A 25,048-nucleotide genomic window follows, 5' to 3' on the forward strand; every position below is an offset into this window, starting at 1 on the left:
CCCCGATGTCCCATTTTGAGACAAGAGTCCACTATTATACAAAGCAGGCGAAATCATGCAGCGCATCATAGATAGATAATATCAAGGAGTAGAGGAAGTTAAGGAGCTCACCCCATCGTTTTGCAAACCAATCCAGCATAATATCTCCATTAACCACCGAATACGAGGCGACGAGCTAGCAGGCTCGCACAAAATATCATCATCGAGCGAACGGCAGTCCACACTGTTGGCGATATTGTCAAATCATGGCAACCGAAGTCGACAAACCCTAATTCCGTGCAGAAAGACCACGACGGATATGAGGCACCGCCAGAAAACTGGATCTTGAATGAGTTGAGCCAGCTAAATAACGGGGTTGTTTGTACCTTTTCATGGAATACAGTCCATACGCCAGAAAAGCTGTCAGGATATTTTGATGTCCAATATGACTTTGATTTATTTATGTCTGGGGCGGTGGCAACTTCCACCGTTGTTTGCGACAGTTCGGTAAGCAACTTATTTGTGGCGTCGATACGGGATTCAATACCACCTAAGTTATTAACGGCAATGTCCTCGGGGAAAGACGTTCCAGGAGAAACAGCCTCCCCTGGTAAGGTCGTGCCATTGCCATTGGCATTGCTATTGGTGATAGCTTGGTTCCCTGCAGCCACATTTTGAGCGAGGTAGGAAGCATCAGCCCATGAGGCTGGGGGGATATAGTTCGGTGCATCAGCGTTGGTTTGCTGGCCGACACCACGAGCAATCATGTCTGCGTAAACCCAGGGCTGAGTGCCAATGGCAGGCAATGCTTGCCCGTTAGGCATCAACGGGGGCGCCGACACCTCCAGCTCTTTCGCTATGTCAGGATGAAGGCGGCCATCGCTGCCAGCAAAGGCGAAGCGCTGATCATGCTCAGGCTGCGAAGATATCCAGGATAAAAACTTGGAGTCAATTTCCTGATCGGTCGCAGGGCCTTCAGTTACGGCAGAAGGATGATAGTCAGCAGCACAGGAGGCAACGGAAGAAGGAGCGTAATTGCAAGGCAGTTGTGAAGCGGTCTGAGATTGCAGTTCATTGCCGGAAGCATTAAGAAATACCAAAGTACGTATATCGTTTCGAGTTGAGTCATAAGCATAAAGGTTGATCCTAAATTCTGAACAATATCCGATAGTTTTACAAAGCTGTTCACCCAGAACGCTCGGTGAAACATCATATCTCCCTGCAGCTGTCCACGCTATGCCTTTAATAGGTGAAACATCATTGTTCACTTTCCCCGAGGGCTTCTTAATATCATCGCCGATAATAAAGCCTGCTGCAGCTAGTCCTGCAGCTATAAAAGCTATTGCTTTCCCCTTCCCCCTCAAGAAGCTAATGTACTTAGATTTGGATAGCTTTGCAGATGTGTTGTATAACGGGTCGTTAGCTGCGAATCCTCTGGCGGCTACATCTATCAGGATCTCTGTAGCAGCAAACCGAACAACGGGATTTGAAAATGCCACCGCTACAGCACCGACAAATGCATGAGCCTGAAAAGCAGGCAAAAGGGATAGGTTAAGGCAAAGGAGGTAGATAGTGAATTTGCGCATGCGCAAAAACTCCCATATGAAAAAGGGGGTTACCCCCCTTTGATTCCCATAACGAATGCCATTCCTGACATTCCTGACATTCCTCCTATTAGCATGACTGCTGATATAAAGAATGCATAAGAAATGCTGACGGTCATGCTTTGTTGATGACTCTCTTCGCAAGAGAAATACCTTTTACGGCCAGGGCGATGCCGATAATTACTGCACCACTACCTGCAACAAACGCACCAACACTGGAAAGATTCACACTAGCAAAAAGCTGATCGAGAGGTGAAGTGCCTTCAGTCGCGAATACAGATGTTGAAGCCATAGCAATTGCAGCAGCCACAGCCACTTTGGATTTATTGAACATAGTCATGCCTTATTTATGAGTTTTTTTGCGATTCCAATCGCATAACCAGGAAGGTAGCCCACAACAACAACCAAGCCGAACGACCAAGAGAATGCAGTCACGATATCGGCGGCAGGAATATCAATAGTGGACTGTTTATATTCCGCGACGGTTTGAATGACCAAAGCAGAACATTCTTGTAAAGGAGTATCTACGGCAAATAGATACCCACTTTCATTAATCTGAACACAGGTAGCCATAACGAATTAGAGGTGGGTTATTCCTTTCCTTTTTCCATATTGGCCACATTGCGAATAGCACCATCATTGCTCATGTGGTAAGTCACGTTTGCGCCACGTTGACCAGACCACGCTTCGAGCCATACCGGTACCTCGACAAGTTTGTCGATCATGCTGTTGGCCTGCAGCGGGATGCCCGCCTGAGCCAGGGCGTTGGGCACTCGGACCACTATCTGCTCTTCCTGGAAGCCGCCGAACCCGTTGGACCGGCTGATGGCAATGCCGATCTCGTGACGGGTAATTGGGCCATTACGTCCCTGTGTATTCTGTTGACGAGAACCGAGCATGCGGCCCCGGTTCAGGACACCTTGATGCATGGATAACACTCCTTAACTGACTGCCCTGAGCCGATGCCCAGGTGATGATGGATAAGAACGAGGTGGCATTGCCCCTGGTATGGGTTCGACAAGAGTTCGGGTGACCATAGGAACACCGGACGGGTCACGTTCGATGGTGACGACTTCTGTTGGTTGTGCTGCAGTGGCCAGGCGGTCTAGTGTGCTGACGGGTTCGACATACCAGTCGGGGTGCTGTCGGCCAAAATCGATATTGATCACCTGGATCAGCGGTACCACGTTGGAGGCTTCACCAGAGAGATTTTGCAACTGTGCCTTGGTCAGGCCCACCGCCATCAAGTCAGTGAGGTGACGGCGGAAAGTCTCTCGGCTCATGCTGCGATAGACGGTCTCATAGCCTTCATTGAGCAGCCGGCGATAAAAGCCATGAACCCTTTGGGCCTTGGCGTAGCTGGTGTTCCCCTTCGGGGTGATGCGCTGATAACTGGTGTAGAGCGCGTTGCGGATCTCGTCGTCGGTGTAGACCTTCATGGGCTGTTCCCCCAGGGCATCAAACAGTTCTTTAAATGCGGCTTTCCATAGATCGGCAATCAAACAGCGGCCGTCTTGCTCGTAGTCTTTTTGGTACTGGATGGCGTCAAACAATCTGAACGGGACGCCATGCTTGGTCAGTGCCCGTTGTTTCAATCGGGCTTCAAAGCGAACACAGAGGCTCGCATAGAGCTGCAATGCTGGGTTTTTCATGACCTCAACACAGCGGCGAAGTGATTCATTTTTAGGCTGTTTTTGAAGGCGTTTCATGTATTCGGCCAGCTGCCGCTGGAATTCAGGGCCCTTCAAATAGGCTTTCAAGGAACGATGGCGGCTGCCGGTATTCCACTCTGCAGTGGTCTCATGGTCACGGTTCATCCTGCTCTGCTTGGTCTGTCCGGAACGGATGTTCTTGAGTGCAGAAATGACCTGTTTCCCCTGCTCTTCGGTATTGACCCGGGCGGAGAACGTTACGTCGATCCATTCAAGGGTGGTGTTTGGGATGTCCAGCATTTCAAACAGTTCAGGGCAGGCGCACGCCAGTGTTGCCAGCAGTTCGGTCGAGCAAAGCTCGATGCTCGTCGGGCCGAACACGTTGTGGCCCTGCAGCAGTTTTGCCGGAGAGGCTTTGAGTTCAACCCCTGGCAGGCGGTTGCTGCCCCCCTGATGGATCTTCATTGCAAGGCTACCGAAGTGGCTTGGCAGCGACTCGAAGGGATGGGACAGGCCGGAAACGGTCAAATCCCCATCAATCTCATACTCAACGGCCATTGCGGAGAGCTTTAGCCTCCCCTGCTTCGCGACCTGCTCCAGATCGATATAGACCCCCGAGCGATGATCGGCCGTTGGAGATACCAACTGCCATTCGCTTTTGAAGGGTAAATCGAGCTTGAGGAGGTCTATCACAGGGTTCCATCCGGTAGAGCACAAATCAAAAATGCAATATTGAATGCATGAATGAATGCATACACGAGTAATGCTACACCACACAGTCATTCATGTATACATGCATTCGTGACTGCACGCACACTTGATAGGGTATAGTTGATTAAAAGCTTGAGTCTGTAGGAAACCGGCATGAAACCGACTGGACAAAGAACCACCATGAGCATCTCCATAGAACGCAAGCAGCGTCTGGAGCGGTTAGCTATCGATGTGCAGAGTAAGACGTATGAAAAAGTGCTATGGACGGATCTTGTTAACTATCTAATTGATAAATATGCAAAAGATGCAGCGGATGACTTACTTGCTCAGATAAAAATGAACAAGCAGCAGTAACAGCTTAATTTGGAGGTGGTGATGGGGATCAAAATGAAGATGGCGGTCGACCAGAACGGTCGGCCATGGTCTTCGGATGAGTACATTAAAGGGAAAGGTGCAGAGCCATTGCTATGCGAGCACTGCAAGGTGGCTGTAACGCATAACTCTGAGCATGTGCGAGACCTGGATGGCAAATCAATCCTTGTTCCCGCCTACTTCAAGCTGATGCCTGGCAAAGTGCACGCGGTAGGTGCTTGTCCATATGCGATTGATGCAACGCTGTTAAGCATCGTTGATGAATCGAAAGATATGTTTGTCAGCTTGGGGCAAGGCGAATATCGCATGCGCCTCAATATGATAAAGGACAATATAAAGAATGCGTCATCAACACCACAGAATAAAGGTGGCGGAATTTCTGCTGGTGCTAACTCAAATAGCTACATTAAGTCAGGCAAGCAGAAACTACCTTATATAAACTCTGCCAAAAGAGTGCTAGAGCTTCGTGCAGCTTGTGATAGTCAGTCGGCTATTGCAGACAAAATAAAACTTGTTTTTGGTAAGGAAAGTATTGGTTGGGATAAGTTTTATTTTGAAGCTGATGGATATCTTGATGCGCTAAAGATTTTGGCATCTGGGAAAGAATATCCGATTGCCATTCATGGTGTTATACAATCAAAGCGCATTGGCGTTGGGAAAAACAAGAGCAACGTCATCAACCTATACAGGTGCCTTTCTCTTGCAGATCAAGATGATAGCTCGGTAGGCGTGAATGTTGAGGTCAGCGTCTGGGCAAAGGATGCAACATGGTTTGGTAAAGTGGATAAGGGTGATGAGGTTATCATATTGGCATTGTGGCGCAGTAACCAAGGTGATGTTAGCGAAGTTCCAGATAAAGCATTCAAGAAGTATCGAACAGACAAGATAAGTACAACGCTTGTAGTTGCATCACAGCTAATAAAGCTATAATGAGTTTTAAATGGGCACATATAGTGCCCTTTTATATATGTAGTCTACTCATTAGATATTTCTTGGGTCACTGCGCATAAATGCGGATTATGTTACGGGCGCTCCGGCGTTGGGACGATGCCAGCAAGCTGTCCCACGTCCCTGCCTAGTCGCGTCCCCCTGCCCCTTCGGGATTATCGCAGGGGGAAAACCCTCAACATAATACCGCGGCCACATTATGCGCAGTCACGGAAGCCGCTGTATCGAGCTGTAACGAACGTTTCGGGGTGCGCTAAGGCGTTTGCATGGCTCTGGCTCGGAAAGCCTTAAAAGCCGGTTTTGCAGGGAAAGGAGTTGAGCCTACCTCACAGCAGCACTCAAAAGAAGTTTCGGCGGGCCGACCTACGTCACGACAATAGACAACCAGGTGCCGCCTTATAGGGGCTTCGCCCCTGTTCACATATCAACGAAGCTACAGAGGTGCACATGGAAAGTCTGACACTCAACCTCTTCGCAAACGCCTTCACAATAGGAATCAGCTTCTATCTGATTAACCTTGTGATCGTCTGCATGATGGCGCATTCGCTCAATCGGAATGCAATTGGCTGGGTCTACGTGTCCCTTTTCCTGACCCCGATTATCGGGATGACCATTCTGCTATGCCTTCCTGAAGTAGAGCCGTCATCCTCAGTCCGTCGTCGAAACCGATGATTTACGGGCCTTGGCCTTGGCAATGCGCTTGGCCCGGGCCCGGCGGTCACTCCAATCAGCCCATTGCGCAATGCCAAGCACAATGGCAGCAGACAGGAATGGTGAGACAACCAGAGCGATGAGAATAAACCACATGCCAATGTTGGCCCCAAACTGAATGCCAGCGGCCAGCAGGCCCAAAAACATGATCACCGATAACTTGAAAATCATATGCAATACCATATCGCCCCCTTTGAGTAACAGTTACTTTAAAGCCGCACCACCACAAGAAACGTCAAGCGCATCAATGAGGCGCTGCAATGAATTGGCGTCCAGGTCTACCCCAATGCGGGGGCCGTAAAACTTCGCAGCCGTCAGCAACATGCTGAGCGTAGTTACGTCATCCCGACTTACATTAACGGTTACGTTTTTGTGATGCTGGCGTTCACGGTAGCGACGCTGTTTCTCTGCCGGGGTCAATGGTACATCCCCCAGACATGGACGTCCTGGGAGACGAGTCACACCGAGTTCGAGTTGTACTTCCTTTTGCTTGGCCATGTTCACCACTCCATTTAGTAACTGTTACTTAACTATAGGACAGAACCAGAAATCCGCAAGGTAAAGTAACAGTTACTTTATGCCGATAAATGGGGTTATCGGCATCATGTGAGAGATAACATAGGAAGCATTTAACCACTACGGCGACACAACTCCTGTATTAATGCGATCCATGACGAAGAACCATCATGGACACCTTGATCTGCCAAACGCAGAAGATCCTCACCTAAAGCAGACAATGCATCGTGCTTGGAGCCATAGTGTTGGCAATAGGAATTGGCTAGTTCAACCAACTGCTCATTTAGCTGCACCCGAATATCTCTTGGAACCATGTCCCCTCCCCTTAGTCGATATTTTGAAACCACAAATGTTCCATTTTGAGACAAGAGTCCTCAATTAAAGACAGTGGACTTACGGATATTGGCGGGAGGTTTATACAACAACTTCTTGGTGGCAAAACCTGCAAGATAAGAGATAACCCCCTGCCCCGTGGCTGTGTCGATAGTTACCCGGCCCCGACTACTACGTCCTGTACCTCCTGTGAGGCGCTGTGGCGCTACCCCTTCCCCAGTCATCGAAACCCTTGAGCTTATTTTTCAGGGTAAAGGATGGAGGTGGCTACTCTTCCCTGCCACGGCTCGTCTAAACCGAATACCGCTCAGCCGGACATCTCTGTTCGCCCTACCCATCTCATCATCTGCACTCATGGCATCATGCTCTGCAGTATCCATTGCTTGAAATGGTTATCTCTCACGGCTGTGTGCATCCCTACTTGTCACCTTGCAGGCGGTCGAGCTGCTTGCTCACCGCGCTCTCATGGCGCTCACTGTTGGCGGTATGCAAATATTTGGAGGTGGTATCTATGCTGTCGTGGCCCGCGTCGGCTTGCACATGGGAGAGAGGCCGTCCATTGAGATTGATGTCATGGGTGATGCCGGTATGGCGAATGGAGTGCGCGGTCAGTACGCGCATTTCGGCGCTATCTTGGGCAAACCCATCATTTTCGGCCAAGTCGGCCGCCGCGCCTATGAGTGCATCGACCAGATCGCGCAGCTGGCGAATGCCGAGGTTGGCATTGAGCTCGCCCTGTTCGCGGCCATGGGCGGCGGCCTTGTGGCGCACAAAGAGCGGTATCTGCTCGTCGGGAGTGGGCAGAGGGCTCAGGCCCAGGAAGCGCCGATAGCGAGTCAGAGCCTCAAGCAGTGCCTGGGAGACGGCCACGGTGCGCCGTTTTCCACCCTTGCTGCGGGGAATAAAGTAACCCCAGACCCCCGTCTTGGTATCCCGTCGAAACTGGCTCATGACCGGGGTGAAGCCGGGCCGGGCCGCGACTTCAGAAATTCGCAGATAGCAGGCATACATCAGGCAGATCAGAAAGCGGGTCCGTTCGTGTTGATCGGGCTGCTCTTGGGCCAATTTATCGACGGCCTGCATCACATAGGACCATTGCAACTCGCTGAATGCCTGAGCCTGCTCGCCAGCATCGCAGGATGTGGGACGCTTGACCCGCTGCAGCAGCAGGGCCGGATTTCTCTCCATGTACTCCTCCTGGATGAGGAACTGGAAGAAGGCCGACAGGATGGCGAGTTTGGTCTTCATGGCCTGCTCGCTCAGGCGGTAAGGCAACTCGCGGCCCAGTTCACGTTTACCGAGAAAGGGGCGCCATTGAGGATTGGGCAACCGCTCCCCCCACTCCTTGTCGCTGACAAACTGCGCCACATTGCGATAGGCGATCAGGGCTTGGGGCGGCGCCTGACAGTAGTCGAGATAGCGCATCATGATGCGGCGGGTCAGATCCTTCGGACTGACGGCAAGCTCGCTGAAGCACCAGTGCAGGAAGGTGGTGAGCTCGCTGCGATAGGTCTTGTAGTTGTTTTCACTGTGACGCTGTTCGAGCAGCCAGTCGACGGCAAGCTCGTAGACGAGGCCCGCATCTGGTATCTGGTTGAGACTGAGCTGAGCCAGGTGGAGATTTACCTGGGCATTACCCGCCTCCAGATAGGCGAGCCCGTCGAACAGGGGCATGGCGGGTGGGAGTGGGATCGGTATCTGCATGTCTTTGCCTGAATGAAGCGGAAATACAACCAACCCTCGCTGAACAGCCGCTTCTGCGAAGCAGACTGCCACTGATATGCAACTTGGTGATTATAAATGCGCCTTGGTTAGAAAATTCTCGGGGTAAATAGCTTTAAAAATGATGATAAATGCAATGGTGTGCATATTCACGGTTGCGAATGGGCGGACTGGCTGCCACAGGACGGCCGCGTGCTGATCGTCATGGGTGAGCGGCCTGGTTCGGCGGCATGAGGGAGGACACTCCCGTCCTGGCCGAAGGGTGGCTCAGTGTTTACTGCTCGCCACCGGTGACTTTCCCGCCGGTTGGCTACTGGGTGTGACATGGCAGCGAGTCAAATGAGTGAGTCATTAAGCGGCAGGGGCGTTAAGCAAAAGAGAGAGGAAGCGGGCCGCTTCTCGAGCGGGTAGCGGGGGACAAGATGAGCATCCCCCTCCCCCCATCCTGTCAGGCGACGCTCTTGAGCGGCTTCTCCTTGCTCTTCTCCTCTTTCGCCACGACTGGCTGGGCCTTGCCGCCGCGCAATATGTTCTGCAGCAGGTCACGCTGTTCGGCCAGGTAGAAAGCCAGACTCTCCTGCTGGGCAGTATCGAGTGCAATCGGTGCGTCCCCCAGCAGTGACATCAGCTCGTCCGCGGTATCGAGCAGCTTGTCATAGGCATCGGCCTCCTTCTTGCTGGCAAAAGTCATCTTCTCTACTCCCCCACGTGTGACAACGTATTTGATCTCAACGGCCATGGTCTTCTCCTCATCGATGGTAGGGAAAGTATATGTATGAATATACAGTGGTGCAACATGACTTTCCAAAAGCGCCTTCATTGAGTCAATGGGGGGAAAGCCTGGATTCAAAAACCCCTCTCCTGCACCGGTTCAGCCGACGTAAAGCGTCAACGGCATCTGTCCACCATCTGTCCACCAGCAAGGAGAGGTGAACCGCAGCGTCATGGGGTTGGCCATGGGCGCCAGCTCAACATTATTGGGACTGGCACGGAGCTCTCGGCCGAAGGGATGGGCTGGCTATCATGGCTCCTTTCCTGTGTTGGCTTCGATTATCTGCGGAGTCCTGTGGGCTGACCTTGATGGTACTTTCGTGGCACTGATGTGACAGGCAAGACAGCAACCCGGTTTTAGGGTAAATTTCACCAACTCCTTCAACAGGTTAAAACGTATGTCGGATCCCAATAACCTGATCGTCTGTCCGGCCTGTGACTTGCTGATCGAACGTAAGTTATTGCCGCTGCGCCGTCACGCCCATTGCCCCCGTTGCCATCAGCATCTGTATGGTCGCTATGCGTTTCGTCCCTCCCAGTTGATGGCGCTTAGCATCACAGGGTTGCTGCTGCTGCCCTCGGCATTTTTCGAACCCCTGCTCTATTTGCGACTCGCTGGCGAAAACTCCCAGGCGACCCTGCTGCGGGGCATTCATATGCTCTGGCAGGCCAATGAGTATCTGGTTGCATCCCTGGTGTTCTGGTGCGCTGTGCTGGCGCCGACCGGGCTGCTGGTCGGCATCTTTGCCCTCGCCTCCGGGCTGGCCACACGGCTTGGCACCATTTCCCCGACCCTCAAAGCGGTGGCGGTGTTTCGTCACTGGGCCATGCTGGAGGTCTATCTGGTCAGCCTGTTGGTGGCGCTGTTCAAGCTGATCGACATCGCGGATGTGCGCCTGGGCGGTGGCCTGCTCAGCCTGTTTATCCTGATGTTGCTCAACATGACGCTGCTGATCCTGTTCAATCCCGCCCCTTACTGGGAAAAAGTCGAGCTCGATAAGCCCCGCACTGAGGTCAAGCATGATGGGGAGCCTTGAATTCGTGGGCATGCCTGCCAGGCAGTTTTGTGCCGAGGGGGAGCGATGACCAGCGCCCGTGAACTCGGCATGTGCCGCTGCCACCACTGCGGACTGCTGGTGCGCTTCGAGGCGGGTCATCTCTGCCCCCGTTGCCACAGTGCCCTGCATGTGCGCACCCCATACTCCCTGCTCTGGTCATGGGGATTGCTGGCCTTGGCGACCTTTATGCTGTTGCCGGCCAACCTCCTGCCCATTACCCACTTCTACAATAAGGGGTTATTGCAATCGGACACCATTTTCAGCGGTATCATGGCCCTCTATCGCAGTAAGATGTCCGGCATCGCCACCATAGTGCTCACCGCCAGCATCATCGTGCCCATCATGAAGATCCTGGGGCTGGGCTGGATCTGCTGGCAGTTGCAGCGCAAGAAGCCGGTGCGCCGTCGTCGTCAATTGGTGATGTATCGCATCATCGATTTCATTGGCCGCTGGTCCATGCTGGACTTGTTTGTCATCTCGCTCATGGTTGCCCTGGTCGATCGCGGCGTGCTGCTCAATGTGCGGGCAGGCCCGGGGGCCACCGCCTTTGCCTGTGTTGTCTTGCTCACCATGCTGTCGGCCCGCATGCTGGATACCCGGCTGCTGTGGGACAAGGCGGCGCGTTGATGGGTCAGTTTTTCGTTGGATGGTCGTCATTGCGGCCCATAAGGAGTCGGTATGGTCGGGGCTGAACCCGTCATCAAGAAACATCGCTGGTTATCACCGGTCTGGTTGCTGCCCTTCATCGCGCTCTTGCTGGCGGGGGGATTTCTCTATCAGCAGTATCAGAGCAGTGGTCAGCTCATCCGTGTCAACTTTGAGCAGGGCAACGGTATCTTGCCGGGCAAAACCCAACTGCGTTATCAAGGGGTCGCCATTGGCGTGGTGCAGGAGCTGGCCCTGGCCGAGGATGGCCGCAAGATAACGGTGCTTGCCAAAATCGACAGCCGGGCACGGGAGCTGATGCGCAAAGGCACTGGCTTCTGGCTGGTGAGCCCCAAGGCGTCACTGACCGAGATCTCGGGACTCGATACCCTGGTATCGGGTAATTACATCAATGTCATGCCGGGCAAGGAGAGCAATCCTCCCGATGACGAGTTCGATGCCCTCGACGGCCCTCCCCCGGGCTATCAGGCTCAGGGACGCACCCTGCACCTGAGTGCCGATTCCCTCGGTTCAGTCGGCATTGGGGCCAAGCTCTATTTCCGCGGTCTGGAAGTGGGCAGCGTCATCAATACCCGCCTCGATGAGGGAGACAAGCAGGTTGTGCTGGATGTGGTCATCGAGCCGCGCTTCGAGCACCTGATCAAGGCCGATACCCGTTTCTGGAACATCAGTGGCATCAAGGGCAACTTCAGCCTGGCTGGCGTCAGTGTCGAGGCGGGCAGCCTCTCCTCCATCCTGAGTGGCGGCATTGCCTTCGACTCCCCCTCGGACTCCCCCCAGGCAGAGCGCGGTCAGACCTTCAGCCTCTACAAGGGGCTGGCCGAGGCGGCCCGGGGCGAGCGCATCACCTTGTCGGTGGGCGATCTGCCGGTCAAAGAGGGGATGCCCATCCTCTATGAGGGAATAGAGATTGGCCGAGTCGATCCCATTCGTCTGACCGATCATGGTCGGGAGGTCAGCGCCCTGATAAGCCCGGAGCAGGCGTTTCGCATTACTCAGTCCAGCCGTCTGGTGTGGGAGAGCGTCAATCTGTCACTGGCAGGGCTTGAACATGGTGACCGCCTGCTGGCGGGCCCGGCCATCCGCCTCGATTATGTGGCAGGTCCCAGGGCCAGGACCTTGCTATTGAGCGCCGAGAAGGCGGCCAGTGGCCAGGCGCTGACCCTCAAAACCGACGACTTGTCCGGTCTGAGCGAAGGGGCTCCCGTCTGGTACAAAGGGTTGACGGTGGGCAACATTCGCACCCTCACCCTGGATGCCAGCGGCAATGCCCAAGTCAAACTGACCATAGAGGAGCCATACAAGGGGCTGCTCAATCGTGCCCGTTTCTACCGGGCCGCGCCCTTGCAGATCCAGGCCGATCTCAGTGGCATCAAGGTGGAGACCAGCCCAGCCGCCAGCTGGCTCGCCGGCGGTATCAAGCTGGTGCAGGCGAGTCAGGGACCGCGCATTGATCTGCTCTATCCGGATGAGCAACTGGCTCTGCTCGGCTCACCCAAGGCCAAGGCCAAGACCTGGTGGTTGACGGCCAGCCAGGCCGATGGCATCTCCCTCGGCACCCCTGTGCTCTATCTGGGCTTGCAGGCGGGCAAGGTGAGTCAGCTCAAGGTCCGTGAGGGCGAGGTGCGCATAGGCCTTGAGATAGACGCCATCTATGCCCCCCTCATCGGCAACCAGACCCAGTTCTGGAAAAAAGCGGCCATCGACACCCATATCGGCCTGGATGGCGTGCGGATCAAGGCGGGCAATTTGGCCACCCTGCTGCGTGGCGGCATAGAGTTTGCGAATTCTCCCGCAACTCGTGGCAATGGCCAGCTGTTTGAAGACAGGGAACAGGCTCAGGCTTTGGTGCGCCCCCTCGCCCTGATAGCCGATCGTAATCCCGGGCTCGGGGCTGGCTCCGTCATTCGCTATCGCGGGGTCAACATCGGCAAAATTGCCTCGGTCAAATTGGATCCGGCCCTGGGCAAGGTCATTTTCCAGGCTCAGCTCGAGGCACAATATGCCGACCGCTTCCTGCAATCTGGCGCCAGCTTTACCCTGGTGCAGGCCAAGTTGGGCTTTGGTGGCGTGGCCAATCTCGATACCCTGGTGAAGGGATCCTTTATCGAAGCGGCGCCAGGCCAGGGAGCGAGCAAGCAGAGCTTCCCCCTGAATGAGTCCCTGCAATCCGGCCTGATGTTGACCCTCAAGAGCCCGGCCCTCAATGGCTTGGCGGTTGGCAGCCCGCTGCTGTTTCGCAAGATGGTGGTCGGCAGCGTGAGCCAGGTGGCACTCGCCCCCGATGGTAGCGAGGTCAGGGTCAAGGTGCAGGTCGAGTCGGAATATGCCTATCTGGTGCGGGAAAACAGCCGTTTCTGGAATGTGTCCGGGGTCAAAGCCGACATAGGGCTGACTGGTGGATCCATCCAGGTGGAGACCCTGCAGAGTCTGGTGGCGGGCGGCATTGCCTTCACGACCCCCGAGAAGAACGTGGGGGCTCGCGTGCGCAGCGGCCAGAGCTTCCCTCTCTATGAAAAGGCCGATGAAGAGTGGCTAGGCTGGAGCCCCCGCCTCCTGCCCTGATCGGCGATCAGGACCCAAGCCCGGCCCCAGTGCCGGGCTTTTTATTGGCGGTCTGCGGGTAGCCCTGATCGCCGAGGTGATAGCATCGCCGTCATGGCGCTGCCGTTCGGTTGCAGCCACGACTTGTGCTATGATGTCGCCCCTGTTTTTGGGCCAGCGAGATGCCAAGTGCACGACAATACCCTACTTCCTGACGCGTTTTTGACTCACATTGCCGCCATCATGCCCGAACATCTCTCCATGGATGAGTTCGTGGCGAGCTGCCGCCGGCCACTGCGCCGCAGCATCCGGGTCAATACCCTCAAGATCACGGTAGATGCCTTCATGATCCGCATGCAGGGCCGTGGCTGGTTGCTCGATCCCGTCCCCTGGTGCGAGACAGGCTTCTGGCTGACCCGCCCCGATGAAGACAGGGTGCCCCTGGGTAACACGGCCGAACACTTGCTCGGACTCTTCTATATCCAGGAGGCGAGCTCCATGTTGCCGGTAACGGCACTCTTTGCGGCGGCCGGTGTGAAGGAGGCGGAGTTGCTGCTCGACGCGGCGGCGGCCCCCGGCTCCAAGAGTACCCAAATATCGGCGCTGATGGAGAACCGGGGCATGTTGGTGGCCAATGAGTTTTCCAGCAGCCGGGTCAAGGTGCTGGCCGCCAATGTTCAGCGCTGCGGGGTGAGCAACATCGGGCTCAGCCACTTTGATGCCAAGGTATTCGGTCAATGGTTGCCGGAGACCTTCGACGCCATCTTGCTCGATGCCCCCTGTTCGGGGGAAGGCACGGTGCGCAAGGACGATCAGGCGTTTCGCAATTGGAGTCTGGCCAGCATCAACGACATTGCCGAGGTGCAACGAACCCTGCTCGAGAGTGCCTTCCATGCCTTGAAACCAGGGGGCGTCATTGTCTACTCCACCTGTACCCTCAGCCATGAAGAGAATCAGGATATCTGCCGTTTCATGAGCGAGCGCTTCGGGGATGCCCTGAGCGTTGAATCGCTGGCGGATCTTTTCCCCGGCGCAGAGCAGGCCACCACCGCCGAGGGGTACCTGCATGTCTGGCCACAAATATATGATAGTGAAGGATTTTTCGTTGCCAGATTGCGCAAGCATCACTCGGTCGCCAACCCCATGTTCAAGCCGGGCCGTCTGGGCAAGTTCCCGTTCACGCCCATGGACAGTCGGGATGCCGCGACCTTGAACTCCGAACTGGACCGCGATTATGGCCTGATCCCACAGGGGAGCCTGTTCGTGCGCGATGACGAAATATGGCTGTTCCCCCTGCCTTTCGCTCCCCGGCTGATGAACAAGATCAGGCTGGATCGCATTGGCCTCAAGTTGGCGCAGACCCATAAGAAGGGATATCGACTGACTCACGAATGGGCCCTGGCCCAGGGACATCTGGCCAGCAAGGGATGGGTCGAGCTCGACAGCGAACAGGCGCGGGAGTTCATGATGGGCCGGGATCTGCATCCGGATGGCGAGAGCGGCCAGGGTGAAGTGATCCTGAGGTATCAGGGTTATGCCCTGGGACTGGGCAAGTGGGTCGGCAGCCGCATCAAGAATGCCCTGCCCCGAGACCTGGTGCGTGACGCAAACCTGTTTGAGTCTTAAAAACCTACACACTGGTTGAAAGTTTTTCCAGATCTTGCAAAGCCATCTGCCTTGGCTACGCTTTATTTTATCTGCGACCAGTTAGCGCACGGCTCTGCAAAGAGCCAATTCCCCTATGCCAGGTACATGGAATTCGTACCTGGCTCTTTTTATTCTGCCCTTTGAGATCTGCCAATCACCCCGATGCTTATTTTTATCGTCCCTTCAAGCCGACTCGGGTTCACACTCGGGCAGCTCGGCATGGGGCATCTCGGCCGACACGGGGGCTGACTCATGTTGATAGAGCAGATCGATCGCCTGTTCTATCAGTGAGGCTTGATTGTCTTCGAGGCGCACACCGAGTTCGGCCAGCCTGTCCGCATGACGTTGACTGATCCAGCATTGCAGGCGGCTATGGGTCTCCTGCTTTCGCTTCACATGTTGACGCTGACGCTGGGCATTATCCAGGGGCTCAGCCTGCTTATCCTGGTGATTCACTGGTGTGGTCATGGGTAGGTTTAAACTCCAAAAACGTAAATGTTATCTCTCACTTCCGGCTACTGCTTTCATGCGCTCCGGTGATCGTGCCAATGCATGGAGAGGCGTGGCTGGACCTCAATCCGGGAGCTGCAATCTCTTTGCCTGGGTCTCAGATAGTAAGGGCTATGGGGATCAGAAAAAAGTACCGATGGAAAATGTGGGTTGCCCCATGGACTCCCCTGCCAGATGCCGTTACGACAATCTCACTATCACTGGTTATTTAACATAACAAATGGCGTCACGAAGTGACCATGTAAAAATTCAGAGCAACCCTTGCAGGGCATGATCAGAGAACTTGTTGGCATCGTCGAAGTACTCCTGCAGGGTGCGCATGTCCTTGTGCCTGGTGACCTCAATGATCTTGTTCATGGGTTTGCCCGCGGTGACGGCAGAGGTGATAAAACCCCGCCTCAGGCTGTGGCCACTGACATAGAGATCATCGATGGCCATGCCGGTACGCCGTTTGATCATCAGATTGATGCCTTGCGGACCCAGTGGTTCCTGCATGAGCTGTCCCCAGCGAGTCATGCGCCGAAACAGTGCTCCCTGCTGGATACCACTCATCACCAGCCAGTGGCGCAAAGCCCTGACGGGGCAATATTGCTGACCCGGGATCAAGGCTATCTCGGTCTCGTGCAACTGATGTTTGCTGGGTTTGAGCCGCAGCCTCACCCCCTGACCAACGAAATCGAGATCGTCAACCGCTACCCTGGCCGCTTCCGAACGGCGCAATGCCCCGCTGAACATCAGCAGCAGCAGGGTGTGATCCCGCAAACCGGCCAGGGTGTCGGTGTCGATGGCGTCCAGCACTTGTGCCAATGGTTGCAGGGTCAAGGCCCCGGTTTTGCGTTTTCGAGTATCCCCAAGCCGTACTATGCCGCGCATCATCTCCTTGATTTCGCTGTGTTCGGTCGGCATGGGCTCTATCCCCTTCTGACGAAAAGCATACCGAATACCGGCCAGCCGTCGAACCAGGGTCGCGGGTTTTCTCGGTTCACCATTACGCAGTTCTCCCCTTCCCCGCTCCTTGTCGAGCCAGACCCAGTGCGCCAATACGCCATCAGCCTGATCCGCCAGGAAGTTCATGATGTCCAGATGCGTCGTGGCCAGGGGATCCAACCCCTGCAACTTGCACCAGTACACGAAGATGCGGGTGTCTGCCTGATAGGCGTTGAGGGTGGTTTCGGCCTTGGCGCTGCGCAGGAAGCGGCGTGCCCGACTGTTGAGCCGAGTATCGAAGACGGATTGTAATCCCTGGGGAGCGGCCGTTGGCAAAAGAGAAGAGGTCACTGATAACCATATGATTTCATGTGAAGTTTCAGGGATCTTACAGGATTTTTCCACATCATCAAATATCGATAATGAATATTATCGATACTTATGGAAAGTCATTAATGAGGGCAACTCCGTGGCATCACTCAGCCCCGTTTCATCATCGATGCAACAAAGAAGTGGCTTTTGGTATATGTCCGTTTTCCCCCTGATGGTCAGGGCGATGGCACCTATTGATATTGAATTGCGGGATAGTTCAACAGAGAATGAGAGATAACGACCCGAAATTTTCTCTTCAATCTGTGACAATGTAGCGGGTATTTGAAGAAACAGGCCCCGATAGTTGGGGCCTGCTGGTCAGGCTTTTGCCAGGGAGAAGAGCGCGAAGAAGTTGCGACTGGTCACCTGGGCCAGTTCCAACAGGGGGATCTGGCGCAGGTCGGCAATAAACTGAGCCACCTCGACCACGAAGGCAGGTTCATTCTCCCTCCCCCTGTGCGGCACTGGCGCCAGATAGGGGGAATCCGTCTCGACCAATAACCGCTCAAGCGGCAGTGCCTTGACCACCTCTTGCAGAGCCGCCGCACTCTTGAAGGTCACTATCCCCGAGATGGAAATATAAAACCCCATGGCCATGGCGGCCTCGGCCATTTCAAGGGACTCGGTGAAGCAGTGCAGTACGCCGCCCACCAAGTCAGCCCCCTCTTCACGCATGATGCGCAACGTATCATCCTGGGCATCACGGGTATGGATGATCAGCGGTTTATTGAGGGCGCGCGCGACGCGAATGTGCTCCCGAAAAGAGGCTTGCTGCACCTCTTTGTTCTCAGGGCTGTAAAAGTAATCGAGCCCCGTCTCGCCGATAGCAACCACCCGGGGATCCCTGGCCTGCTCTAGCAGCAAAGGACCGTCGACGCCGGGATCCTGATTGAGAGGGTGCACGCCACAAGAGGCAAATACCTGTGGATAGGGTGCAATGGCTGCCAACATGCCGGGAAATTGCTGCTGGGTCACGCTGACACACAGGAAGTACCCAACTTGGCGGGCCGCTGCCTTGGCCAGCACATCGGCCAAGTCAGTCTGCTTGCTGCCATAGCTCAGCCTGTCCAGGTGGCAATGGGAATCTACGAGTAACATCAATACTTTCCTCTGTTCACAGCCAATGGCTGAGCCAGTTCATCAAATGTATGGTCGGGTTGGATAACTGCCCCGGTTGACAGGCCGCTTTGAGTTCGACCAGTCGCTGATCGGCATCGAGCAACTGTTCGCTGGAGTGGCGCTCGGCAAGCTCGTGACTGAGGAGGGCCAGATCCGGCATTGCCAGCTGCTGATGGCCACAGCCCCCCTGGGTCTTGAGCGCATCACACAGCAGCAGCTGTAACCAGTGCAACCTGACCTGGGTATCTTGGCCCAACTGGCTGCAGAGCCCGCTTATTCTGGTCGGCTCCTGTACGAGCTGCACGAAGCCGCCGAGCAACTCCTGGCGCGCCTTGTCCTGATCCTGCTCCAGGTAATGGAGTACCCGCAGCGGGGCACCCTGGCAGATCCGCACCTGGGCCAGGGTCCCTTGATGACCTTGCTCGGCCAGCCAGTTGAGGGTGTCGGCTTCCGGGGGGATGTGGCAGACATGCTTGTGGCAACGGCTGCGAATGGTCGGCAGCAGGCGGGATACTTGTGAGGCAATCAACAGCAGCAAGCTGTCGCCGGCGGGTTCTTCCAGGGTTTTGAGCAAGGCATTGGCTGCCGCCTCCGTCATCCGCTCGGCATCGGGAATGATCACCACCTTGCCATGACCCAATTGTGCGGAGCGCTGCAACCTGGCACTTAACTCCCGAATCGCATCCACCCCAATGGTCTTGCTCTCGCTCGGCAGGGCCCCCAGATCCGGGTGATTACCCTTGTCGATCAGTTGGCAGGAGTGACAATGATCGCAGGGTTCGCCCCCTTGGGGTTGATGACACAGATGCAAGCGGGCCAGCCGATCCGCCAGCTGCTCCTTGCCAAGCCCGGCATCCCCTTGCAGCAACCAGGCATGACCCAACCGGCCAGCCTCGGCGCTCTGGCTCAGCGCCCGCCAATGGGGGATCAGCCAGGGATACATAGACGGGCATCCAGGGCCGCCTCGATAGAGGCTTTTACCTTGTCCGGGGTCTGGCTGGCATCGATCACCAAGATGCTGGGATCCTCGGCGGCCAGTTCCAGATAGCGAGCCCGAGTGCGCTCGAAGAAACCGATCTGCTCCAGTTCGATGCGATCCAGTTCGCCGCGATGGCGGGCTCGCTGCAGACCCAGAGCCGGGTCTATGTCGAGGTAGAGGGTCAGGTCCGGCTTGAAGTCGCCGAGGACCGCCTGCTTGATGGCCTTGATGAGGCTTGCCGCGATGCCGCGGCCCCCGCCCTGGTAAGCCTGGGAGGAGAGATCGTGCCTGTCCCCCACCACCCAGATGCCATCGGCCAGGGCCGGCTTGATGCGCGTCTCGACCAGTTGCACCCGGGAGGCATACATCAGCAGCAACTCGGCTTCGATGGTCAAGCGCTCGTCATGGATCTCTTTGACAATGGCCCGCATCCGTTCAGCCAGCGGCGTACCGCCAGGCTCGCGGGTAGATTCGATCTGCCCTGCTCCGTGGCGCTTGAGGTAGTCGGTCACATAGCGGACGGCGGAGCTCTTGCCCGCCCCTTCCAGACCTTCGATCACGATAAATTTGGACATCAGGATTTCTTCAAAATGTATTGGCGAACCGCTTGATTATGCTCTTCGAGGCTCTTGGAGAAGTAATGGGCGCCGCCCCCCTTGGCGACGAAATAGAGATAGTCGCTCGCCTTGGGATTGAGGGCCGCCTCGATGGAGGCCTTGCCCGGCATGGCAATGGGGGTTGGTGGCAGGCCATCGATCACATAGGTGTTATAAGGATTCACATCGGTGAGATCGCTGCGGCGAATGTTGCCATCATAGCGATCCTTGACCCCGTAGATCACCGTCGGATCGGTCTGCAACTTCATGCCAAGACGCAGCCGGTTGACGAAGACGCCCGCTATTTCCGCCCGCTCTTCCGGTACCCCGGTCTCTTTTTCGATGATCGACGCCATGATCAAGGCCTCGTAAGAGGTCTTGTACGGCAGATTGGGCTGGCGTTTCTCCCAGGCATGTTGCAAGACAGCCTCCATGTCCTGGTGCGCGCGGCGCAGCACGGAGAGATCGCTGGCATGCACCGTATAGGCATAGGTTTCCGGCAGGAACCACCCCTCCAGTTTGCCATTGTCGATGCCGAGCTCATGGGCCAGCTCGGTTTCATCCTGCTCCAGGGTGACTCGTTCCAGATAAGGGGCGCTGGCGAGTTGCTTCTGCCAATCCTCGAAGCGGGAGCCTTCGACGAAGGTAAGGCTCAGGTGAAATTCTTTACCGGAGGCGAACAGGGAGAGGGTCTCCTTGAGGGACTCCCCTTCCTTGATTTCGTAGGTACCGGACTTGATGGCCACCAGTTCAGGGTGACCACGCAGCCAGAGCCGCAGTGCCCAGGGAGTGACCTCTCCCTCGGCCAGTTCGGTGATGAGACCGGCAGCATGGGAACCTTTCTCGACGGTATACAGCCTGGTTGGCCCCTTGTTGGTCAGGGTCTCCACCTGCTGCCATTTGTAATAGACGTAACCGCCAGCACATGCGGCGGTCAAGGCTGCTCCTGCGATCAGGGTGTAAAGCCGCTTAAACTTCAATTAGCAAACGCTCCTGTAAACGGCGCACTAACAGCGGTGCGCTGTACTCTTTATGTTCAATTCGGGTAATGGGGACCACGCCCATCAGGGTGTTGGTCAGCCAGACCTCTTCAGCCTGCCAGAGGGATTCCAGCGGTGCTTCGACAATGCGCAGTTCCACGCCCATCTTGCGCAGGGCCGCCATCACCAGGCGACGCATAATGCCATCGACCCCTCCATGACTGAGATCCGGTGTGAACACCGTCATGCCACGGCGCCAGAACAGATTGGCACTGACACCCTCAACCAGAAATCCCCGGCAATTCAATACTATTCCTTCGACCGCGCCTTGCTTGGCAAGTTCGCTCTTGAGCAACACTTGTTCCAGACGGTTGAGGGTCTTGAGCCCCGCCAGCATCGGACTGTCGCCGATCCGCTGCTGGCAGACGCCGATGGCGATCCCTTGCTGTTGCCAGCCTGCATAGTGGTCAGGATAGGGGGACAGCGAGAGGATACGGGTGGTCTGATGGCAATCGGTGCCATCGTAACCTCGCCCTCCTACACCCCGGGTCAACACTATCTTGGCGACCCCAAGGGCTTGATCGGCGATCAGGGTGTCGAGTTCTGCCGCAAGCTGGTGCCAATCAGGAGCTGTGATGGCGAGCCGTTCACAACCTTGCTGCAACCGGGCCAGGTGCTCGGGCCAGGCCAACGCCCTGCCCTCCCGGATCAGCAGAGTCGTAAAGTGACCATCCCCATAGGCCAGACCCCGATCCCGGGCCGATATTAACGTGTCGGACACACCATTGATGAGCAAGCGGGATCCCTCCGATAAAAAAGGCCCGATACGAAATCGTATCGGGCCTATTGAATATTGCCCTGGCGCGAATTATACGCGTTTGAAGATCAGGGAGCCATTAGTGCCGCCAAATCCAAAGGAATTGGACAAGGCGTACTCGAAGTTCCCCGCCTTGGCCACATGGGGCACCAGATCCAGATCGCACTCATCATCCGGGTTATCCAGATTGATGGTGGGCGGCGCAACCTGATCGCGCAGCGCCAGCACGGTAATGATGGCTTCGATGGCGCCCGCCGCACCCAGCAGATGACCCGTCATCGACTTGGTGGAGCTGATCATCAGCTGCTTGGCGTGTTCACCAAAGACCTGCTTCATGCCGCGCAGCTCGGCCACATCCCCCAAGGGAGTCGAAGTGCCGTGGGCATTGATATAACCAATAGCCTCTGGGGCTATGCCGGCATCCTTGATGGCATTGGTCATGGCGCGAGCGCCACCGTTGCCATCGGCAGGAGGAGCCGTCATGTGGTAGGCGTCACCACTCATGCCAAAACCAACCAGCTCGGCATAAATCTTGGCGCCACGGGCCTTGGCATGTTCGTACTCTTCCAGCACCAGTACTCCAGCGCCATCACCCAGCACGAAACCATCGCGGTCCTTGTCCCAAGGGCGGCTCGCCTTCTGAGGTTCGTCATTGCGATTGGAGAGCGCCTTGGCCGCCGCAAAGCCACCCATCCCCATCGGGGTAGAGGCTTTCTCGGTACCGCCCACGACCATGACATCCGCATCGCCATAAGCAATCATGCGGCCACCAAAACCGATGGCATGGGTGCCCGTGGTGCAGGCGGTGGTGATGGCAATATTGGGGCCACGCAATCCGCGCATGATGGAAAGATGACCGGACACCATATTGATGATGGTGGACGGCACGAAGAAGGGGCTCAGCTTGCGTGGGCCGCCAGCGATCAGGCTGTTGTGGTTCTGTTCGATAAGACCCAGGCCACCGATGCCAGAGCCGATGGCCACGCCAATGCGTTCGGCATTCTGCTCATTGACCTCGAGCCCCGCATCGTCCAGCGCCTGCATGCCGGCTGCGACACCGTACTGGATGAAGAGGTCCATCTTGCGCGCTTCTTTACGGTTGATACCGTACTGTTCCGGATCGAACTCTTTGATGAGGCCTGCGAAACGGGTGGCGTAATCGGTAGCATCGAAGTGATCGATGAGGCTGATGCCACTTTGCCCTTGAAGCAGGGCTTGCCAGCTGGATTCGGCGGTGTTACCCACCGGGGAAAGCATCCCCAAGCCGGTCACCACGACTCTGCGTTTAGACACTGAGGTACTCCGAGGTGTTTTTTTAGGAGGGTAGATATAAAAGAAGCGGCCCTTGGGCCGCTTCTTTTAGTTCAGGAACTTATTCCTGATTAGCGGTGATGTAATCGATAGCCGCTTGAACAGTGGTGATCTTCTCGGCTTCTTCATCCGGGATTTCGGTATCGAATTCTTCTTCCAGCGCCATTACCAGTTCAACGGTATCCAAAGAGTCAGCGCCCAGGTCGTCGACGAAGGAGGCAGCGTTCTTGACGTCGTCTTCTTTAACACCCAGTTGTTCGATGATGATTTTCTTTACGCGTTCTTCGATGTTGCTCATGACCTGAATTTTCCTTTAAAAATACGCTATTGCGTCTGGTTGGGGTAGTTTATGCAATTGACGTTAGTTTGCAAGTAGCTTGCTGCTGGTCAAACCACGAAAAGTGCCAAACTTCGGCGTATTATCGCAAATTTGAGCAGAACTGACGACAAATTGATTACACCATGTACATCCCGCCATTAACATGCAGGGTTTCGCCAGTGATATAAGCGGCGTCATCAGATGCCAAGAATACCACAGCGGCGGCAATTTCTTTCGGATCGCCCAAACGGGCGGCAGGCACCTGGCTCATGATACCGGCACGCTGTTCCTCATTGAGGGCACGGGTCATATCGGTCTCGATAAAACCGGGAGCCACGGCATTCACCGTGATACCACGGGAGCCCACTTCACGGGCAAGGGCCTTGGTAAAACCAACCAGGCCCGCCTTGGCGGCGGCATAGTTGACCTGACCTGCATTACCCATGGTGCCCACGACTGAACCAATGCTGATGATACGACCATAACGTTTTTTCATCATGGCACGCAGCACCGGCTTGCTCAGACGATAGAGGGAGGTGAGGTTGGTGTCGATGATCTCGCTCCACTCATCATCCTTCATTCGCATCAACAGGTTATCACGGGTGATACCGGCGTTGTTGATCAGGATATCGATGTCGCCAAAGCGCGCTTTGATGGCGGCAAAGACGGCCTCGATGGATTCGGGGCTGGTCACATCCAGCGCCAGACCGCAGCCATGCTCACCCAGGTAAGCACTGATGGCCTCGGCGCCGCGCTCGCTGGTCGCGGTCCCTACCACTTTCGCGCCACGGGCCACGAAGGTCTCGGCAATTGCGCGACCAATGCCACGACTGGCACCTGTCACCAACACAACCTTATCGGTAAAACTCATGCTCTACTCCTGTTTACTTAGACTGGGCCAGCGCCTGCTCGAATGAGGCAGCATCATTGGCATGAATGCCTTCTACGCGCTTGTCGATACGTTTGGCGAGGCCGGTCAGTACTTTGCCCGGACCCATTTCGATCTCGAGGGTGACACCATCATTGGCCATCCGCTCGACCGTCTCGCTCCAACGCACCGGGCTGAACAGCTGACGCACCAACGCCTGCTTGATGGCAGCCGGATCCTGTTCACAGGTAACGTCGACATTATTAATGACGGCGATACTTGGAACCTTGATCTCGATCCCATCTAGCGCCGCGGCCAGCTTTTCGGCAGCCGGTTTCATCAAGGCGCAGTGTGAAGGCACAGAGACGGGCAGCGGCAGTGCTCGCTTGGCGCCGGACTCTTTCATCAGAATATTGGCCCGTTCAACCGCCTCTTTGTGGCCGGCGATCACGACCTGGCCCGGGGAGTTGAAGTTGACCGGCGACACCACCTGACCCTGAGCGGCCAGTTCGCAGTTGGCGGCAATGGCCTCGTTATCCAGACCGATGATGGCCGCCATGGCGCCCGTCCCTTCCGGCACGGCTTCCTGCATGGCCAGGCCGCGCAGTTCAACCAGCTTGACCGCATCGGTGAAGCCCAGGGCGCCGCTGCACACCAGGGCGGAATACTCCCCCAGGCTGTGACCGGCCATGACGGAGGGGACTGCCCCACCCTGTTGCTGCCACAGACGCCACAGCGCGACTGAGGCGCTCAACAGGGCTGGCTGTGTCTTCCAGGTTTTGCCCAGCTCTTCGACCGGTCCCTGCAGGACCAGTTCGAGCAAGTCATAACCGAGTACCTGACTCGCCTCGGCGAAGGTCTCTTTGATGATGGCATGTTGCTCGGCCAGCTCGGCCAGCATGCCGACAGCCTGGGAGCCTTGTCCCGGGAAAGCGATGGCAAATTGGGTCATCATGAATTCCTTTACGCGAAAACATCAATCGGGCGCGAGCGGTTTATCAACCGGTGTCGCCCCC

26 protein-coding genes are annotated in these 25,048 nt (G+C 55.8%); 6 read left to right on the plus strand and 20 right to left on the minus strand.

All coding sequences use genetic code 11. From position 1 onward, the window contains the following. Positions 1 to 149: 149 nt before the first annotated feature. The 5 genes from KYK33_RS10205 to KYK33_RS10225 form a co-directional block, all read right to left on the minus strand. Positions 150 to 1,565, minus strand: a complete 1,416-nt coding sequence (locus KYK33_RS10205; protein ID WP_224432897.1) for a hypothetical protein — start codon at positions 1,563 to 1,565, stop codon at positions 150 to 152. 133 nt (positions 1,566 to 1,698) lie between these two features. Continuing rightward, positions 1,699 to 1,917: a hypothetical protein gene (locus tag KYK33_RS10210; RefSeq protein ID WP_224432898.1), complete on the minus strand. Its 219-nt coding sequence runs from the start codon at positions 1,915 to 1,917 to the stop codon at positions 1,699 to 1,701. Positions 1,918 to 1,919: 2 nt separating this feature from the next. Beyond that, the gene (locus KYK33_RS10215) at positions 1,920 to 2,156 is read right to left on the minus strand and encodes a hypothetical protein (protein ID WP_224432899.1); all 237 of its coding nucleotides are present in this window, start codon (positions 2,154 to 2,156) and stop codon (positions 1,920 to 1,922) included. A gap of 17 nt (positions 2,157 to 2,173) precedes the next feature. Further along, positions 2,174 to 2,512 (minus strand): DNA-binding protein, encoded by a 339-nt coding sequence (locus tag KYK33_RS10220; protein ID WP_224432900.1) that lies wholly within the window; start codon positions 2,510 to 2,512, stop codon positions 2,174 to 2,176. 12 nt (positions 2,513 to 2,524) lie between these two features. Beyond that, positions 2,525 to 3,928, minus strand: a complete 1,404-nt coding sequence (locus tag KYK33_RS10225) for a phage/plasmid replication protein, II/X family (RefSeq protein WP_224432901.1) — start codon at positions 3,926 to 3,928, stop codon at positions 2,525 to 2,527. A gap of 171 nt (positions 3,929 to 4,099) precedes the next feature. On the opposite strand from KYK33_RS10225, the gene KYK33_RS10230 reads away from it, so the two are divergent. Together KYK33_RS10230 and KYK33_RS10235 are read left to right on the plus strand one after the other, a co-directional pair. Continuing rightward, positions 4,100 to 4,300 (plus strand): hypothetical protein, encoded by a 201-nt coding sequence (locus KYK33_RS10230; RefSeq protein ID WP_224432892.1) that lies wholly within the window; start codon positions 4,100 to 4,102, stop codon positions 4,298 to 4,300. Between the two features lie 21 nt (positions 4,301 to 4,321). Beyond that, the gene (locus KYK33_RS10235; protein WP_224432893.1) at positions 4,322 to 5,248 is read left to right on the plus strand and encodes a hypothetical protein; all 927 of its coding nucleotides are present in this window, start codon (positions 4,322 to 4,324) and stop codon (positions 5,246 to 5,248) included. Between the two features lie 666 nt (positions 5,249 to 5,914). Here the strand turns inward: KYK33_RS10235 and KYK33_RS10240 are convergent. The 4 genes from KYK33_RS10240 to KYK33_RS10255 all read right to left on the minus strand — a co-directional run bounded on the left by KYK33_RS10240 (position 5,915) and on the right by KYK33_RS10255 (position 9,287). After that, positions 5,915 to 6,160, minus strand: a complete 246-nt coding sequence (locus KYK33_RS10240) for a hypothetical protein (protein WP_224432902.1) — start codon at positions 6,158 to 6,160, stop codon at positions 5,915 to 5,917. Positions 6,161 to 6,181: 21 nt separating this feature from the next. Next, complete coding sequence (locus KYK33_RS10245) at positions 6,182 to 6,475, minus strand: hypothetical protein (protein WP_224432903.1); 294 nt, start codon at positions 6,473 to 6,475, stop codon at positions 6,182 to 6,184. Between the two features lie 768 nt (positions 6,476 to 7,243). Beyond that, positions 7,244 to 8,500: a tyrosine-type recombinase/integrase gene (locus KYK33_RS10250; protein WP_224432990.1), complete on the minus strand. Its 1,257-nt coding sequence runs from the start codon at positions 8,498 to 8,500 to the stop codon at positions 7,244 to 7,246. A gap of 496 nt (positions 8,501 to 8,996) precedes the next feature. Beyond that, on the minus strand, positions 8,997 to 9,287 hold the full coding sequence (locus KYK33_RS10255) for a YebG family protein (RefSeq protein ID WP_224432904.1): 291 nt from the start codon (positions 9,285 to 9,287) through the stop codon (positions 8,997 to 8,999). A gap of 430 nt (positions 9,288 to 9,717) precedes the next feature. Between KYK33_RS10255 and KYK33_RS10260 the strand changes: the two genes are divergently transcribed. The 4 genes from KYK33_RS10260 to rsmF all read left to right on the plus strand — a co-directional run bounded on the left by KYK33_RS10260 (position 9,718) and on the right by rsmF (position 15,213). Beyond that, the gene (locus KYK33_RS10260; protein WP_042042476.1) at positions 9,718 to 10,356 is read left to right on the plus strand and encodes a paraquat-inducible protein A; all 639 of its coding nucleotides are present in this window, start codon (positions 9,718 to 9,720) and stop codon (positions 10,354 to 10,356) included. Positions 10,357 to 10,401: 45 nt separating this feature from the next. Continuing rightward, positions 10,402 to 11,004 carry a paraquat-inducible protein A gene (locus KYK33_RS10265; RefSeq protein ID WP_224432905.1) on the plus strand — a complete coding sequence of 201 codons (603 nt, stop codon included), beginning with the start codon at positions 10,402 to 10,404 and terminating at the stop codon, positions 11,002 to 11,004. Between the two features lie 51 nt (positions 11,005 to 11,055). Then, positions 11,056 to 13,608: an MlaD family protein gene (locus KYK33_RS10270; RefSeq protein ID WP_224432906.1), complete on the plus strand. Its 2,553-nt coding sequence runs from the start codon at positions 11,056 to 11,058 to the stop codon at positions 13,606 to 13,608. A 168-nt stretch (positions 13,609 to 13,776) separates the two neighbouring features. Beyond that, on the plus strand, positions 13,777 to 15,213 hold the full coding sequence (rsmF, locus tag KYK33_RS10275) for a 16S rRNA (cytosine(1407)-C(5))-methyltransferase RsmF (protein WP_224432907.1): 1,437 nt from the start codon (positions 13,777 to 13,779) through the stop codon (positions 15,211 to 15,213). Positions 15,214 to 15,417: 204 nt separating this feature from the next. Here rsmF and KYK33_RS10280 read toward each other — a convergent pair whose 3' ends face one another. From KYK33_RS10280 to fabD, 11 genes are all read right to left on the minus strand, one after another. Further along, a complete protein-coding gene (locus KYK33_RS10280; RefSeq protein WP_224432908.1) occupies positions 15,418 to 15,702 on the minus strand; it encodes a RepB family protein in 285 nt (94 codons plus the stop codon). 291 nt (positions 15,703 to 15,993) lie between these two features. Next, the gene (locus tag KYK33_RS10285; protein WP_224432991.1) at positions 15,994 to 16,935 is read right to left on the minus strand and encodes a site-specific integrase; all 942 of its coding nucleotides are present in this window, start codon (positions 16,933 to 16,935) and stop codon (positions 15,994 to 15,996) included. Positions 16,936 to 17,361: 426 nt separating this feature from the next. After that, on the minus strand, positions 17,362 to 18,141 hold the full coding sequence (locus KYK33_RS10290; RefSeq protein WP_224432909.1) for a TatD family hydrolase: 780 nt from the start codon (positions 18,139 to 18,141) through the stop codon (positions 17,362 to 17,364). A gap of 16 nt (positions 18,142 to 18,157) precedes the next feature. Then, on the minus strand, positions 18,158 to 19,105 hold the full coding sequence (holB, locus tag KYK33_RS10295; protein ID WP_224432910.1) for a DNA polymerase III subunit delta': 948 nt from the start codon (positions 19,103 to 19,105) through the stop codon (positions 18,158 to 18,160). Beyond that, a complete protein-coding gene (gene tmk / locus KYK33_RS10300; RefSeq protein WP_042042485.1) occupies positions 19,090 to 19,716 on the minus strand; it encodes a dTMP kinase in 627 nt (208 codons plus the stop codon). The genes holB and tmk overlap by 16 nt, the downstream gene beginning before the upstream one ends. Next, a complete protein-coding gene (gene mltG / locus KYK33_RS10305; RefSeq protein ID WP_224430431.1) occupies positions 19,716 to 20,717 on the minus strand; it encodes an endolytic transglycosylase MltG in 1,002 nt (333 codons plus the stop codon). Before mltG ends, tmk begins: the two co-directional genes overlap by 1 nt. Then, positions 20,707 to 21,513, minus strand: coding sequence for an aminodeoxychorismate lyase (pabC, locus tag KYK33_RS10310; RefSeq protein WP_224430432.1), 807 nt, complete (start codon positions 21,511 to 21,513; stop codon positions 20,707 to 20,709). Before pabC ends, mltG begins: the two co-directional genes overlap by 11 nt. 72 nt (positions 21,514 to 21,585) lie before the next feature. Continuing rightward, positions 21,586 to 22,827 (minus strand): beta-ketoacyl-ACP synthase II, encoded by a 1,242-nt coding sequence (gene fabF / locus KYK33_RS10315; RefSeq protein WP_224430433.1) that lies wholly within the window; start codon positions 22,825 to 22,827, stop codon positions 21,586 to 21,588. A 79-nt stretch (positions 22,828 to 22,906) separates the two neighbouring features. After that, positions 22,907 to 23,143, minus strand: a complete 237-nt coding sequence (acpP, locus tag KYK33_RS10320) for an acyl carrier protein (protein WP_042042492.1) — start codon at positions 23,141 to 23,143, stop codon at positions 22,907 to 22,909. 157 nt (positions 23,144 to 23,300) lie between these two features. Then, complete coding sequence (gene fabG, locus KYK33_RS10325) at positions 23,301 to 24,035, minus strand: 3-oxoacyl-ACP reductase FabG (protein ID WP_042042493.1); 735 nt, start codon at positions 24,033 to 24,035, stop codon at positions 23,301 to 23,303. A 13-nt stretch (positions 24,036 to 24,048) separates the two neighbouring features. Further along, positions 24,049 to 24,984, minus strand: coding sequence for an ACP S-malonyltransferase (fabD, locus tag KYK33_RS10330; protein WP_042042494.1), 936 nt, complete (start codon positions 24,982 to 24,984; stop codon positions 24,049 to 24,051). Positions 24,985 to 25,048 lie beyond the last annotated feature (64 nt).

Origin of the sequence: Aeromonas rivuli, assembly GCF_020149575.1 — a bacterium.
Lineage (GTDB): Bacteria > Pseudomonadota > Gammaproteobacteria > Enterobacterales > Aeromonadaceae > Aeromonas > Aeromonas rivuli.